Origin of the sequence: Paenibacillus sp. OSY-SE, from assembly GCF_000283315.1 — a bacterium.
In the GTDB taxonomy this organism is placed as follows: Bacteria; Bacillota; Bacilli; order Paenibacillales; family Paenibacillaceae; genus Paenibacillus_B; species Paenibacillus_B profundus.
On the sequence record NZ_ALKF01000182.1, the window covers coordinates 73569 to 87737 of the forward strand.

The 14169-nt window shown below is 51.9% G+C and carries 16 protein-coding genes and 1 pseudogene; 12 read left to right on the forward strand and 5 right to left on the reverse strand.

The window, feature by feature from the left end:
- Window positions 1-6: 6 nt before the first annotated feature.
- The gene (locus tag A372_RS0115070) at window positions 7-705 is read left to right on the forward strand and encodes a copper homeostasis protein CutC (RefSeq protein WP_019421698.1); all 699 of its coding nucleotides are present in this window, start codon (window positions 7-9) and stop codon (window positions 703-705) included.
- 160 nt (window positions 706-865) lie between these two features.
- Here A372_RS0115070 and A372_RS0115075 read toward each other — a convergent pair whose 3' ends face one another.
- A complete protein-coding gene (locus tag A372_RS0115075) occupies window positions 866-1090 on the reverse strand; it encodes a DUF1128 domain-containing protein (RefSeq protein WP_019421699.1) in 225 nt (74 codons plus the stop codon).
- 196 nt (window positions 1091-1286) lie between these two features.
- On the opposite strand from A372_RS0115075, the gene yyaC reads away from it, so the two are divergent.
- The 9 genes from yyaC (at window position 1287) to A372_RS38630 (ending at window position 10891) form a co-directional block, all read left to right on the forward strand.
- The gene (gene yyaC, locus A372_RS0115080) at window positions 1287-1823 is read left to right on the forward strand and encodes a spore protease YyaC (protein WP_019421700.1); all 537 of its coding nucleotides are present in this window, start codon (window positions 1287-1289) and stop codon (window positions 1821-1823) included.
- A 522-nt stretch (window positions 1824-2345) separates the two neighbouring features.
- Window positions 2346-3140 (forward strand): alpha/beta fold hydrolase, encoded by a 795-nt coding sequence (locus A372_RS0115090; protein WP_019421702.1) that lies wholly within the window; start codon window positions 2346-2348, stop codon window positions 3138-3140.
- Between the two features lie 196 nt (window positions 3141-3336).
- On the forward strand, window positions 3337-4062 hold the full coding sequence (locus tag A372_RS0115095) for a DUF6483 family protein (protein WP_026011092.1): 726 nt from the start codon (window positions 3337-3339) through the stop codon (window positions 4060-4062).
- 22 nt (window positions 4063-4084) lie between these two features.
- The gene (locus A372_RS0115100) at window positions 4085-5338 is read left to right on the forward strand and encodes a class I SAM-dependent methyltransferase (protein ID WP_019421704.1); all 1254 of its coding nucleotides are present in this window, start codon (window positions 4085-4087) and stop codon (window positions 5336-5338) included.
- Window positions 5339-6195: 857 nt separating this feature from the next.
- A complete protein-coding gene (locus tag A372_RS0115105; RefSeq protein ID WP_019421705.1) occupies window positions 6196-6870 on the forward strand; it encodes a PilZ domain-containing protein in 675 nt (224 codons plus the stop codon).
- Window positions 6871-7055: 185 nt separating this feature from the next.
- Window positions 7056-8354: a glycerol-3-phosphate responsive antiterminator gene (locus A372_RS0115110; protein WP_157259575.1), complete on the forward strand. Its 1299-nt coding sequence runs from the start codon at window positions 7056-7058 to the stop codon at window positions 8352-8354.
- A gap of 87 nt (window positions 8355-8441) precedes the next feature.
- Window positions 8442-10442, forward strand: a complete 2001-nt coding sequence (locus A372_RS0115115) for an O-antigen ligase family protein (RefSeq protein ID WP_019421707.1) — start codon at window positions 8442-8444, stop codon at window positions 10440-10442.
- Window positions 10443-10525: 83 nt separating this feature from the next.
- Window positions 10526-10660 (forward strand): hypothetical protein, encoded by a 135-nt coding sequence (locus A372_RS39090; RefSeq protein ID WP_019421708.1) that lies wholly within the window; start codon window positions 10526-10528, stop codon window positions 10658-10660.
- 15 nt (window positions 10661-10675) lie between these two features.
- Complete coding sequence (locus A372_RS38630; protein ID WP_019421709.1) at window positions 10676-10891, forward strand: hypothetical protein; 216 nt, start codon at window positions 10676-10678, stop codon at window positions 10889-10891.
- Between the two features lie 111 nt (window positions 10892-11002).
- Here the strand turns inward: A372_RS38630 and A372_RS0115125 are convergent.
- Window positions 11003-11254: pseudogene (locus tag A372_RS0115125) on the reverse strand (carbohydrate ABC transporter permease); the annotation flags it as partial.
- A 2-nt stretch (window positions 11255-11256) separates the two neighbouring features.
- On the opposite strand from A372_RS0115125, the gene A372_RS37390 reads away from it, so the two are divergent.
- Window positions 11257-11403 carry a hypothetical protein gene (locus tag A372_RS37390; protein ID WP_019421711.1) on the forward strand — a complete coding sequence of 49 codons (147 nt, stop codon included), beginning with the start codon at window positions 11257-11259 and terminating at the stop codon, window positions 11401-11403.
- 78 nt (window positions 11404-11481) lie between these two features.
- The gene (locus A372_RS0115135) at window positions 11482-11799 is read left to right on the forward strand and encodes a hypothetical protein (protein WP_019421712.1); all 318 of its coding nucleotides are present in this window, start codon (window positions 11482-11484) and stop codon (window positions 11797-11799) included.
- A gap of 162 nt (window positions 11800-11961) precedes the next feature.
- Here A372_RS0115135 and A372_RS0115140 read toward each other — a convergent pair whose 3' ends face one another.
- The 3 genes from A372_RS0115140 to A372_RS0115150 all read right to left on the reverse strand — a co-directional run bounded on the left by A372_RS0115140 (window position 11962) and on the right by A372_RS0115150 (window position 14104).
- Window positions 11962-12915, reverse strand: a complete 954-nt coding sequence (locus A372_RS0115140; RefSeq protein WP_019421713.1) for a D-2-hydroxyacid dehydrogenase — start codon at window positions 12913-12915, stop codon at window positions 11962-11964.
- A 330-nt stretch (window positions 12916-13245) separates the two neighbouring features.
- A complete protein-coding gene (locus tag A372_RS0115145; RefSeq protein WP_019421714.1) occupies window positions 13246-13557 on the reverse strand; it encodes a hypothetical protein in 312 nt (103 codons plus the stop codon).
- A 94-nt stretch (window positions 13558-13651) separates the two neighbouring features.
- On the reverse strand, window positions 13652-14104 hold the full coding sequence (locus tag A372_RS0115150; RefSeq protein WP_019421715.1) for a cupredoxin domain-containing protein: 453 nt from the start codon (window positions 14102-14104) through the stop codon (window positions 13652-13654).
- Window positions 14105-14169: the final 65 nt, after the last annotated feature.

The following is a 14169-nucleotide window of genomic DNA, read 5'->3' on the forward strand; positions in this document are numbered from 1 at the left end:
GACCTTATGAATTCTATCGTACTTGAAGTTATCGGAACGACACTGCAGGAGGTTAAGACGGCTGCACAGCACGGAGCCGACCGAATCGAACTGATTACGGGCATTACGGAAGGCGGGCTTACGCCAAGCATCGGGCTCATTGAAGAGGCATCCGCTGCCGTTGATATCCCTGTTAACGTGATGGTGCGTCCGCATAGCCGCTCCTTCGTCTATGATGCAGACGATATGCGCACTATCGTTGAGGATGTGCGGCGTATTCGCCAGACCGGAGCCAATGCGATCGTATTCGGCGCACTGACGCCGGGAGGGAAAGTTGATGTTCCCGCTTTGGAACACGTGCTGGAAGCTGCTGACGGCATGCAGATGACGTTCCACCGCGCTATTGATGAGGCAAATGATATTTACGAGGCGTTGGACGTGCTCTTAGCCTATCCGCAAATTACGACGGTCCTTACGTCCGGCGGCAAACCGAGTGCGCTGGATGCGCGTGCAGAACTTGCTGCCATGGTTCGTCAAGCCGAAGGGTCTAAGTTGGCTATACTGGCCGGAAGCGGCTTGAAGCAGGATGCGGTGTCCAGCTTTGTACGGGATACGGGCGTTCAACAAGTTCACTTCGGCTCCAATGTGCGGGTGAACGGACAAGCCTTGTCTCCTATCGATCCGGGTCGCCTCCGCACCTTGAAGGCAACGATTCGCTCGCTATAGACAAAGGAAATCTCCCTTATCTGCCGTGTGGTGCTGCAGGATAAGGGAGATTTTTGCTTTACTATGCTTGATGAGGGTTCTTCCAGCCTTGTTCCAGCTTGTGTAGCGGATATTTCATTTTGCGCAAAATGGATTCCATCGCAGTCACTTCAGATCCTTATTAAGAACGACGCAACCGACCCAATTCCGATACGAGCGCTTCTACTTCACTAATGCTGAATGAGGGCTTGCTGATCACGATATCGTAAATGTCCTTAATATCATCATATTGCTCCACGGAAAATGCAGATGACTGCATAGCGGCAGCGGTTGCCATTTTCAATCTGTCTTTAATCGTGTCGATCATTTGTTCCACGCTAGCTTGCGTTCTATCCTGTACACTCATCATTCGTTCCTCCTCGGACGTACTTCTTCCAACATGCTCGTATTGTATCACGAATGCACCGGAAACTAAACGATGAACGGCGACGTTGCGCTCGGGCTCATTTCTCCATCCGGAGGTCTATACTTATGCACTTGGCAGAGAGTGCATTGTGAAGTACAATAAGGCATCATGTGGAGAAAAAAGGAGTACCCATCCGATGCAAGGCAACTTAATTTCGAATCTGGAAGTTCCGTTTACGGGGCACAGGCATAAACTGTCGGGGAAGCAGCTAGACGCTTTTTTTCAACATCTGGAGATGAAGTATTCGATAGAGCACATGATGTTTGTCTGTATCGGTACAGACCGTTCCACGGGGGACGCGCTTGGGCCGCTGGTTGGGACGCGTCTTGCAAAGAGCGGATTGCGTCATGTTATCGGCACGCTGGATAATCCATGCGATGCCTCCAATCTGGAAGAGCGGCTTGCTGCGATTCCGGAAGGAATGGTGACGGTGGCGATTGACGCATGCTTAGGGCATCCATCTACGGTCGGCCATTTCTTAGCAAGCGATCAGCCGCTGCTGCCTGCTGAATCGGTCGGCAAGCCGCTGCCTGCAGTCGGGCAATATAGTATTGCGGCTGTAGTGAACGTGAACGGACCGAAGCCGTACTGGACACTGCAGACCACATCGCTGCGCGTCGTAATGAACATGGCAGATGAGCTTTCCGATGCTATCATCCGTTCAGTTCTTTGAAATCGACATGCATAATTAATCAGACTTTCCCATAGAAATGATGACGTGGGCCAAAATAGAAGATGTTGAAACAGGGCCCGGGAACAAAAAAAGGAGCCGGAACATCCATTCCGCCTCCACACACTTAAGGTTATATCACGTGAAAAAAAAGGAAACAGCTGCGTTTTGATCCGTTCGTGGGGAACGGGTCATTTTTTATCGTGCCGGTCCGTCAGCTTTAGAATGAGCTGAACCAGGCCAAGAATAAACGCGCTCGTGGCAAAGAACATTTCGAACCCTTCCATGATCGTCACCCCCTTTCTGCAGCGAATGAAGAAAACTGGAGCAAATCCTGCGTCGTAGAAGGTGCTGATTCAGTTATTTACAGTTTGTGTAATATACTCTATACTTATGGACGATTTGGGCATGCTAGAATCTTTGGACATGAAATCGTAAATTTTTTTTGTAATATTTGTAAAGTATGCATATCAGACTGCAGACCCGCATATCTTTATAATTTATGATGGAAAGAGGGGATGAAAGATGACGCGTATCCGAGTGAATACAAATTTCAACATGCATGTCGAGGAACAAGGGCGAGGCCCTGCTATTATAATGCTGCACGGCTTTTGCGGAAGCTCGAAATATTGGTCTTCCCTTATTCCGCTGCTATCTGAACAATACAGGGTGATCGTTCCGGACCTGCGGGGACATGGTAAGAGCGACGCACCAGTCGGAGCCTATACGATTGAGCAAATGGCGGATGACATCTTGGACTTGGCGAACACGCTGGAGCTCTCTAAGTTCGTTCTGCTCGGTCATTCGCTTGGCGGATATATCACGCTATCATTCGCACAACGGTACGCCGATCGCTTGAACGGATTCGGATTGATTCATTCGACCGGGTATCCGGATACAGAGGAAGGCAAACAGAAGCGTGTGGCTACAGTGCAGTCTTTGCAAGCCGAGGGCATCGTTCCGATGGTGGACGAGCTTATTCCGAAGCTGTTCGCTGCCAGACACATTGACGAACATGCGGAACAGGTGAGCAAGGCGAAGGAAATTGGCTATCTTACGCCTCCACAAGGCGCCGCGGGCGCTGCGCTGGCGATGCGGGAACGTCCTGATCGGACTGCGGTGCTTGCCGCGACGGCGCTGCCGTTGCTCTTGATTGCTGGAGAGCAGGACGGAATTGTAACCTCGGATAAGACGTTTACGGTGAATGGCCCGAATGTGACTCAAGTGACATTGACGGATGTTGGGCATATGAGCATGATGGAATCGCCAGAGCGTCTTGCGGATACGGTTGCTTCATACATGCATCAGATTCGAGCGTAACAGAGCTATTGCTTACCTTATTGACATTACAATGACGGCGGGCGCCTCCCTTGTGGGTGGCGTCCTTTTTCGTTATACTGTAGCTGATCTTCGACGAGCGCCGTTTGAGCAATGGTGCTAATTCAGTTGCATGTCTTTCTGTCGGATGAGCAGTATCATCCATATCAATGCCAATTCAGGTCGGGGTGAGAAGAAGATGTACCGGAGAGATTATTTGTTACGTTTAATTGAGGAAATGACACAAATGATCGGCAAAGCGATGGGACTTCGCGAACAGAAGAAACGGACGGAGCTGCTATTTGAATGGGATGAACTGATGCAGCGGCGCTTCCGTATTAACGGTGAGCTGTCCGATAAGCTGTCGGCTGATGATATGATGCGTCTCTTCATGACCAATGGACGTTTGCATGCCGATGAACTGCAGGCGTTCGCATTCCTTCTCTTCGAACGGGCGAAGCTGGAGAAAGAAAAGGGGCTGCATGAAGACGAGGAGAGACATCTCGATTCGCGTCTTGAAGGTGTGGAGCTCGGGCAGGCGGAAGCCATGTATATACGGCGTTCCATGAAAGCCTTGAATTTGCTGCTTGAAGCGATGCTGCACGGCAGCGATCGGAAAGTGCTTCCGGTTATGCCGAGTATGGAGCAGCTTCTTCACGAGCTGAAGCCATACAAGCTGGAGGAGAGCGCACTCGCTCGCTTATGGCGGTGGTTCGAGCAGGAAGGACGTTACGCCGAGGCGGAGGATGCGCTGTTTCACTGGCTGCAGAGTGCAGCAGAGCGGCCGGACGAGCTGCAGCTCCGCAAGAAGCTGGCGCACGGCTTCTATGAACGGATGGAAGCTCTGCCAGACGAACAGCTTGAACAAGGAAGCCTGCCGCGTGATGAAATTAAACAGGGGATGGAAGATGTGTCATCCCTCTAGATTGAGGATGTAGGAGCAGACGATGGAACAATTAAGACAATTAGTGAATCAAGTCATTCAACAAGAAACGTTGAGCAGCGCCGTGCTTAGCCAATTGCGCAGCAAACCGGTTGAAGGATATTCCAAGGTGACGATGAAGCCGGTCCGTGTTCGCGGACAACTGCAAATGCAGTTCGAATATCATTACGACAACAAGGTCACACACGACAATGTGCCGATAGAGGAGGCAGCGGAGCGGCTTATGTCTCTCTTGGAGATGACCTTCAAGCAAGCGCTCCTGCGAACGACGGAAGCGGACTATCAGGTGCTTATCAGCAAGAAATACAAGGTGGCTATTCGCAAGCAAGCTGCTGTCGTGAAGCAGGTCGACGTTTCTCATAACCGCAAGAAGCGGTATATATTGACAGAAGGCGATCCTGTCCCTTTTCTTATTGAACTCGGCATCATGAATAAAGATGGCAAAGTGCTGGCCGCCAAGTATGATAAATTTAAACAAATCAATCGTTTCCTCGAAATGGTCGCGGACATACTTCCCTACTTGCCGCAAGATCGAATGGTGCGGATTATTGATTTTGGCTGCGGCAAATCGTATTTGACGTTTGCACTGTACCATTTTCTTCATGTTCAGTCCAAGCTGCCGGTTCATATTGTCGGGTTGGATTTGAAAAAGGATGTAATCGAACACTGCGAAGCGCTGGCGCGTCGTCTCAATTATGATGGATTGTCTTTCCTCATGGGAGATATCGCCCAGTATGAAGGGGCTGACGAGGTTGATATGGTCGTCACCTTGCACGCATGCGATACAGCTACCGATGCGGCGCTGAATAAGGCGGTGCGTTGGGGCGCGCGCGTTATACTATCGGTTCCATGCTGCCAGCATGAGCTGAATAGGCAAGTAGAGCAGGATGTGTTGGCACCGCTCTTGTCTCATGGTATTTTGAAGGAGCGGTTTGCATCGCTTGCCACCGACGCGATTCGTGCCAAGCTGCTCGATTGCGTCGGATACCGGACGCAGCTGCTCGAATTTATCGATATGGAGCATACACCGAAAAATATTTTAATCCGGGCCGTTCGCGTTGAAGAACAGGACCTGTCGGAGGCGAAGGCGGATACCAATGCGGATGCGAATGCGGATGCGATTCGCATGACAACTCCGATAGATGCGCAGGCATGGCAACAATATGAGGCGTTTCGGCAGTTTTTGCATGCCGATCCGTATTTGGAGCGGGCGCTGGGCGATATATTGTCGGCACGCGGATATCAGCGAACGACGTAAGACTAAGGAGGGCCTTCGCAGCGAAGGTCCTCTTTTTTAGACGTCTTCCGCCTGTGGTGTCACTTTCTCCTTCCCGGAGAAGGTATGTCCGTTCGATCCTTTGCCTCGCTCTCCCCTCCAATCAGAACAGCAGCAACCCATTCTCCTATTAACGAGTAAGTTTCTTAGCGCTTCCGTTCCATGGTCCTTATATCCAATCTCCCATGCAGTCAGGAAGGATAACGACGAGAAAAGGCATACGTCAGGAAGGATCACTAACGTCTGAATTAAGGTACATACCGTTTCGTATAGACATCATGTCGTGAAGCGACTAATCTTGATGGCAGTAAACTCGGCAGCTTCCAGAGTCGTCATTGGTCGTACCGCATCCTGATGAAAGGGGAGAATGAAGCAAAGGGGGAGAGAAAGCAAATCCCCTTCAGTCCGAACGACGCGCCGTTTTACTATCTATCGGAGCATTTCGTTAACTATGAAGAGTCGGTGCCTTCCTATTTGACAGGCGGTACGCATGTAACGTTTTTATAACCGTCGGCAAGGTTGTGGTGACAATCCTTATGATGATAAAGCCTCGATAGAGGTTTTCTTATCCAGACGAAGCTGCAATAGCTAAAGAAGCTCGACTACTAGAAGCGCAACTCTTCAAAGATCGTCAATTTTGGACGATATAGAAACATGGGTAGTCGTGCCTATGATCAATCAGGCATCGGAGATGCGGCTGCATGTGCCGGGACGGGCGCATTCCCTTGCCGCACAAGACTAAGGCAGTTTATTAACGAACCGAAGTCAACGTATAAGGGAGTGGTCCTCGGGCCGTGGGCCAGCGGACCTAAAGAGATGGTAGGAGGGCTTAAACAAATATGAAAGACACGTATTTTACAGATACCCCGGAGTATTTATTGATTACATTGCTTCATAGCCGAACCGTACTGGAGGGTGATAGCTGTGTTGCGACAGGTGTGTTATCCTATATGGAGGGCGATCTCATTGAAGTGGGATTGCCGGAATTCGAACGGTTTGAACTGGGAGAGGCGATCAAAGTCACCATTTATTCCCCAGTGGGTATTTTTAATTTTACTACGAAGGTTGTGGCGCGCCATCAAGGCTCGTTGTTAATCATTCATCCTCCTCAGCAGCAGCGGAAGTTCGCGGATAAGCGTGAATACCCCCGAATCGATGTGAATAAGCAAGGAGTTATTACTTCGAGACAGACGATGCAGGGAGAAATAAACGCGCTATCGACACCGGTTCAGATACATATTCAAGATATCAGCTTGAATGGATTGGGGTTTACGATGACCATGGGCAGCGCTTTAAGAGAAGGGATGCAGGCAGATGCAGAGCTGCAGCTCGGGTTTGTTCTGCCGTGCCGCCTGCATGTCGTCCGCCACTTTCCACGCGAAGAAGAAATGTTTTGCGGCGCAAAGCTCATACTGAACGATGACGAATCAATGCGCTCCTTGCGGGCGTTCATCCTGCGTGAGCAGATTAAGGCGCATATCGAGCGCAAGACGAAGCGGGAGATACGCGGATAAAGGAGTCGTAATGGGCATATCGCAGAACTAGATTCAGCCTATAGCATAATAGGAGTGAAAGGAGAAGATTCGACGTGACCAACGCATCCAGAGGTGTGCGCACGCTTCTTATTTGGTTCCTGGGAGCACTTATCGTGCTTGCGGCCGTTCCATTCATGCCGTCGAAGGCAGAGGCTGGAGGAAGGGTGTTCCCTGAGAAAATCTTCAGTACATATGAGGTCGATATTAATGAAGACAAGAATGAACCCATTCCGCCTACAGTAACGGGAGCCACGTATCAGAATCTTTTTAATGCGAGTCCGGACATCGCTGAGATTAATGTAGATTTGACTCAGGGCAATGGGATATATGCGATACACCCGAAGCAAGCGGGAACGACCACGGTTCAATATGAATGGAAATTTCCCGATGACCGCATCATCGTGCATAAATTTACGGTAACCGTTACGGACGGGAATCTAATACCTCCCAGAATAAACATTGATCAAGAAAGAAATTTGAACAGTTATTTTTTGCTTAACGAAAGTGGAAATAACAATATGACTATTTCGCTTGATCGATTATTTACCTTCTCCCAACCGATAAATTGGGGGAACCCATCGTCATTGCATGTCATTGATGATATGAACTTATTTGTTATTGAGAAGAATCTTGTCAATTCTAAAGATATCGTATTAAAAAACAATAATCGTTCTGGCGATACTAGGGTCACTATAACGTTATCCGACATAACAGGAAAGAAAGCCGTTTATTATCTCGACATTACAACCAACTGGGAACCTGTGCCGCATCCTCAGCATGTCCATGTGTTGGTGCAGCAACCAATAACTATTTCCTTAGAAGAGCTAGGATTGTTCACTGATGCAGACGATGATAAATTGAGTTTTTCATTGCTTGGCCAACCTGTTTTTCCAGCCCGGATCGAACAGGATACATTGATCTTTCAGACCGATTCAACTGGAGAAACTTCGATTTATATAGAAGCGTCTGACGGGCGAAGAGGAAGCGCAATTGCAGAGTTAACAGTAACATCGTGGGCTTCGGAAGAATCAGGGATAGCAGGAACGTATCCGGAAACGGAGAACAACATCGTCCTGACAAACGTAACATCAGGATCGTATATTCTCGCTCCCATGCAAATGAAAGTGCCTGCGGAGGCAGAACTGAATCAATTGGTGTCGAGTGGAAAGGCGCGATCGGTTGAATTGACGGATGGCAACGAAGCTCGCATTTCGATTGATACGGCAAATGGTCTCCCTGAATTGGCTGCAGGAGACTATGGATTGTACAGGCTAGACAACTCTATTGTGTCTTTGGAGCAAGTTATACACACGATTAGTAAAGATATTATCTTGCAGCAACTTAAAGACATCGACGCGCGTTATGAGAATAACGGCGTAGATATTATGGATGCGAGAAGATGGCTCTTTGAGCATAAAAATACTTATTTTTATACCAAAGTAGTATTATCGTTAATACAATAAATTGTGCAGAGGTCAACCTGGGGTTGGCCTCTTATTGTTTCGAGCACACTGATGGCTACGAGAATAGATCTGATAGGAGGACGGCAGATGGACAGGGAAATAGGAAAACGGAATTGGCGGGTAAGCGCAGGCGCGGGAACAGTGTTCGCGGTGCTGCTGCTCTCGCTCTGGCAAAAAGGGCTATTCTACGATCGGGATACGCATTTGCTGTCGTTATTTTTATTCCTTATTTCTTTTATCGTTATCTTATATACGAGAAAAGTACGAATGACGCTGCCGCTGCTTATTACTGCGATTGTAAGTGTCTGTTATGCCATTACGCTCATGCTTCATCCGGCAAGTACATATGGAACGGAGATGCAACTGATTCGGTGGGTGATGTATGGTGCATGGGTTATTCTGCTTACTGCTCTATTGGATGGGCAGCGCGGTGGACGCGGATTTCGAATGGTGCTGGCGGGAACGGCCGTAGTTGGTCTCATTAGCAGTGTGAGTGCACTGGCCATGCTGTACGATTATTTGCCATATAACTCCGGTGTCATGACGAGTCAGGATGCCCAATTGTCTGCTCTTGGGTTCCGGCTGTCGGGATTGGTTCAATATCCGAATACGCTCGGTGTCATTGCGGGGGCATTCGCACTGCTGCACTTGCATGGCATCACTGCCGGAAAAACGCTGCGGGATCGTGTCCTGGCCGCCATGCCCCTGCTGCCGCACCTGACCGTGCTCGGACTTACTGAATCGCGCGGGGCATGGTTCGCTTTTGCAGTGGTGTGGGCTGCTGGATATTTGTCCGCTCGCGGCCGCCGCACCGTTTATTTGCTGCACTCCGCATGGTTTGCGTGCTGGGCCTTGGCCGCTGTGGCGAGTACGGCTTCGCTGTGGCTGTCCGAGAGTTCGCTCGTGCCGCTCCCCGTCATCGTTGCGTGGGCAGGCTCGATCGGATTATACATGTTGCTAGAGAGGCTTCGCTATCGCCGCCGAGCGTATGTGAGCGGCTATGTCCTCATCATGGCGGCGCTGCTCAGCTGGGGCGCTATGATGATGCCATCCGGCGCGGCGAACCGGGTGACGGATCATTATGAGACGGCTGGCGCCCGCACTTTATTTTACAAGGATGCCTGGGCGTTATGGCAGCGGAGTCCTTGGCTCGGCGCAGGCGGAGATGCGTGGCGGCAGCAGTTCGCAAGCATGCAGAGCGAGCCTTACGTTGGCAAGGAGGTGCACAGCAGCGTTTTCGATTTTCTGCTCGACATCGGAGTTGTCGGCACGCTGCCTGTGTTGACGCTCGCGGCCTTGGCGCTTGTCCTTGCTTGGCGCAGGCATGCGGGCCTCGGCATGGCTGGCGCCCTGATTATGCTGCACAGCGCGATTGACTTCGATCTGGCCTACGGCTTCATCACGCTGCTGCTACTGCTCTTCCTTACTCTTGGCACGGATGCACATGGCGTTGCCGTGCCAAGGGACGAACCGCGGCGCGGGGGCTTGCTCGGTCGCCGACGGCTTGCGGCGCTCGCGCTGGCCGCGCCGCTTGCGGCCGTGGCCGTGCTCGTGTCGTGCCACTTGGCGGCACAACACTTCGCGTCCACGGCCGCCGGCGCCACGGCGCAGCTGCACAGCGCGCTGCGCCTGACGCCCGCGGACACGGCGCTGCGCATCGCCGTGGCGCGGCGCTTGCCGCCGCAGGAAGCGGCAGCCCTGCTTGCAGCGGGGCTGCGCTATGAGCGCGACGGCAAGGCGCTCTACCGCGAGCTCGCGCTGGCAAGCGAGCGCCGCGGCCGCGCCGAGGAAGCCGCCGCGTACTGGAAGGCGGCGGCGGACAGCGACCGCTTCGACCGCGTCCTGCAGACGGAAGCGGTCGAGCGGTTAGCGGCAGCGGCGCGCACGGCGTCGCTGCAGGGCGACCGCCAGACGGCGGGCCTGCTCGCGAACGCGGCCGCGGAGCGGTTCCGCAGCTACGAAGCGGACGTGCGCCGCGTGGAGGCGATGCGGCATCCAGCGAACGGCAAGCGCTTCGCCATGACCGAAGAGGCGAAGCGGGCATTCGCCTCTATCTATTCGCTGATGTCCGAGCCGCCTGCGAACTAGGCGGAAGGCGGAGGGATAAGCACCCATACGCGTTTGGCCATTCGCTCATACCGTGTAGCATATGAACGGAAGGAGACATCCGCATGAGCATGGTCACACGAGTCCATCCATTGAAGGATCCTCAGTTGAAGGGAAAAGCAGCGCAAAGCCGCGATCTCAAGACGGTGCATGAGAAGCAAGTGTGTGGCCCTATACTTAATCGGTTCACCGTCGTCTAGGTGCAGTCGAACGGGGTGCCGTTCAGCACGCCGGGATTTTTTGCGCGCATCTTCGCGGGGAACCGCCTGATCTCCACCCGATCCTTCGATCGCTTCGGAGTAGTACGCTTCAATAACATTAGCACGCTGACCAACGTTGCGCTGACGATTCAAATCTTCAACAGCAACGGCGTATTGTTCCGTACGCGCAGAGTGCCTGCCGGCGTCGAAGCATTCGCCGTCATCGGCTAAATGCAACGCCAACGACCGATATCCTGTGAATAGGGATCGGTCGTTTTTCTTGTCGTGCTATTCACTTATCTTGAACCTTAGCCTGTCGCTATGCGATTGCATGACAGCCGCCTATTCCTTCGCCGCACCGAGCACGATGCCGTGCACAAAATATTTTTGCAGAAATGGATAAATGGCTAGTATCGGAATCAAGCTGATAAAGATTTGCGCCGATTTCACGGTGCGCTGGGACAGCTTCTTCACTGTCTCCGGGTCCATGTTCGTGAAGTCGGTCTGCACAACGATCGTCTGCAGCAAGGTAGCAAGCGGCAGCTTCTCCACTTCGCGCATATAAATCAGTCCGTCAAAGTAGGAGTTCCAGTGATGTGATGCTGCGCAAAGCGTACAACGAACGCCTCGTTCAAGATGTGCGGACGAATTATGATGATGGCAGACTCATTACGCAGAGCGCGGCAGCGGATCAGCCGGGAGCTCACGATGCTTCGATGGAGCCGCTCGACGTGGCGGCCTAGACGATGTATTTTGGTGTTTTTCATGGCGGGACCGCCTTATGAAGGTACGCGTGACTTCTTAGAGGAAGCCCACCGCCTATGGCCGGACAAACCGATTCTGAATACGGAGTCGGACATTGGAGTCAGCAAGACAATAGCGAGAGCGATAAGCAGTCTGGCATTTATAACGATACGATGAAGGCGTTGATGGAGCAGGCTGCAGTGACATCGGAAGGGGAGGCCAATCCGCACGGATTCGTTGCTGGCATCGACTGGTGGTCGATGTACAACTGGTATGTGAACCACAGCCAATGGATTCAGACGATGGGGCTGATGCATATGGATCGGGAGCAGGAAAAGGATGTAGCCGAGCTGCTCCGCAACGATTATGGCCGGCTTGCCGAGCAGACGAGGTAAGCGGTCTGCAGACCGCCAAGGGCGCGAAGAATGCAGGATCCCATGTAAGCAGGGGTCCTTCATTCTATCGCGTCTTTTCTTATAAAGATTGTTTTTTTAAAATCCACATTTTGAACTTTACTTATATTTGAACTTTTACTTAAAAAGGTTACAACTGGCACATTAATATTGGTTATCGTAATTGACTACGTTGCGAGCTGGCTCGCCTTGAGTGAGGTACGTCTGCAAGTTCTCGATAAACAATGCCGTCACCCGTTCCTTCAGCTGATCTGTATTCCCGCCGATATGCGGGGTGATGATGACGTTGTCCATTGACCATAACGGATGATCCTCAGGCAAAGGTTCGATATCGAACACGTCCAATCCGGCGCCGCCGAGATGGCCTTCTTGCAGGGAGCGCACGAGCGCGTCCGTCTCGACTGTCGTGCCGCGGCCGACGTTGATGAACAATGCTCCTGCTTTCATTGCCGCAAAGCGCCCTTCGTCGAACAGTCGGAGCGTTCGGTCCGTCTTCGGCAGTACATTGACGACAGCGTCGCTCTCTTCCAATACCTTGTCCAGCTCTTCAAGCGAATATATAGCTTCGACATATGGCGCCGATCGCTTCGAACGGCGTACGCCGATAACGCGCATGCCGAACGCTTGGGCCAGGCGGGCAATTTCTGTACCGATATGGCCAACTCCGATAATGCCTATCGTCTTCCCTGTCAGCTCGGTGAAATGCCCCTCTTTATTCCACGAGCGCTGCTGCTGATTGCGAATAGCCCGTGGGAGCCCGCGCGTGAAGGCAAGCAGCATCGCGAACACCGTCTCCGCCATCGGTACAGGGTGAACGCCCCCGGCATCGGTGAGCATGATCCCTTTCTCTTGCAGTGCTGCAAACGGCATGTAGTCCGCACCCGAAGACCATAGCTGAACCCAACGCAGCTTGGAATCCTGCTGAAGACATTCCTCTGCGGCAGTGCCGCACCAGCCCAGAATGACTTCCGCATCGCGGTAGACGCTTCGGTCCAGCTCATTCGGCCGCCCGAAGAGGATGCTCCATTCCGGCGCCGCCGCGCGGATGCGCTCTTCTTGTTCTGGCGTTAATCCGTGCAGGCAAATCATGTTGCGCATCTGACTTCCTCCTCCTCCTATGCTCCTTTATAGAGGCTTTTCACTTTTGAAACACGTGTAATATTCAAATTCCTCATCGACCTTTGAAATTCCTGTTTCACAGCAACATTCCACTGTAATCGCTGAAAAACGGCCAGCTCCACTTTATAAATTACAGTCTACATGCCATTCAGCCGCTCAATCACTACCTTTAATTGTATATTTTCCAACGGGGCTGTCGCAGATAGAGCGACCATAGCAACAAGAACAGTGCGCTAAGGACAAGCGCCCACCGCATGCAAAAAAGGCTGCCAGGACAATGATGCGCGGCAGCCTTGCCATTCAAGTCAATCATCCGCCGAAGGATTGGCGGAAGCAAGTAGACAGCTTCGTCCGATCCACATTCCACAGGTCAGCGAGAGCGCCGCTAACGGCTTCGTCGAACCAGTCGGCAAGCTTCTTGCGGTTATTCGCGTTCTCGTGTACCCAGATCAGATTGGCAATGACCCTTTTGTAATACAAATCTTCCCCTTGCTTCATCAGCTCGTCGGATATCCAGACATTCATTCGTTTGACCGTGCGATACAACTCATTGTTGCAGGCGCGGCGAATTTTTCTCGCGGATGGGAGGGACATGGCGTGGCGTTCTTTGGGTGCTTTCAACGTGTGACAAGCTCCTTTCCTGCGGATATGCTACAGCATATGCAGGATTGAGGCCTGTGGTCGCTTTCCCAAGTTGATTGCGAGACCCCTGATGTTAATCGACGACGATATAGCCGATCATCGGGCCTTCGTGGCTCGCATCGGAATGAGTCAGGCAGACGATACGGTATATCCCCTCCTTCGCAGTAAAGGACACGACCGTTTCTTTGTTTTTTTCCACCGTTCCGCGCAGGTTCAGGCCTTCGATGACGAAATCGTGCTTATTGCCGTTCACGCCGCGTATGCGCAGCTCTACACGCTCGCCGTCATTGGCGAATACGGTACCGGGATCGAAGCGGTATACTTCCATGTCCTGACCGTTATCCAGCTTCGTCTTGAATTCTCCGGTAACCATGTGAATGACGCGTACGGCCTGTACCGCGGCTTGAGTCTCACGTTCCGTCCGCAACGTCTCATAGCGCCAGAATGCAGCCGCAACCATAACGGCAACGACAGCAATGACGCCTAGGCGCCACTGCTTGCGGGACACTACCCAAAAACGGGACATAACTGCACAACCTCCTCTAAATGAAGTGAACTTTTAATAGATGAAATGCGGATGACTTCGACAAT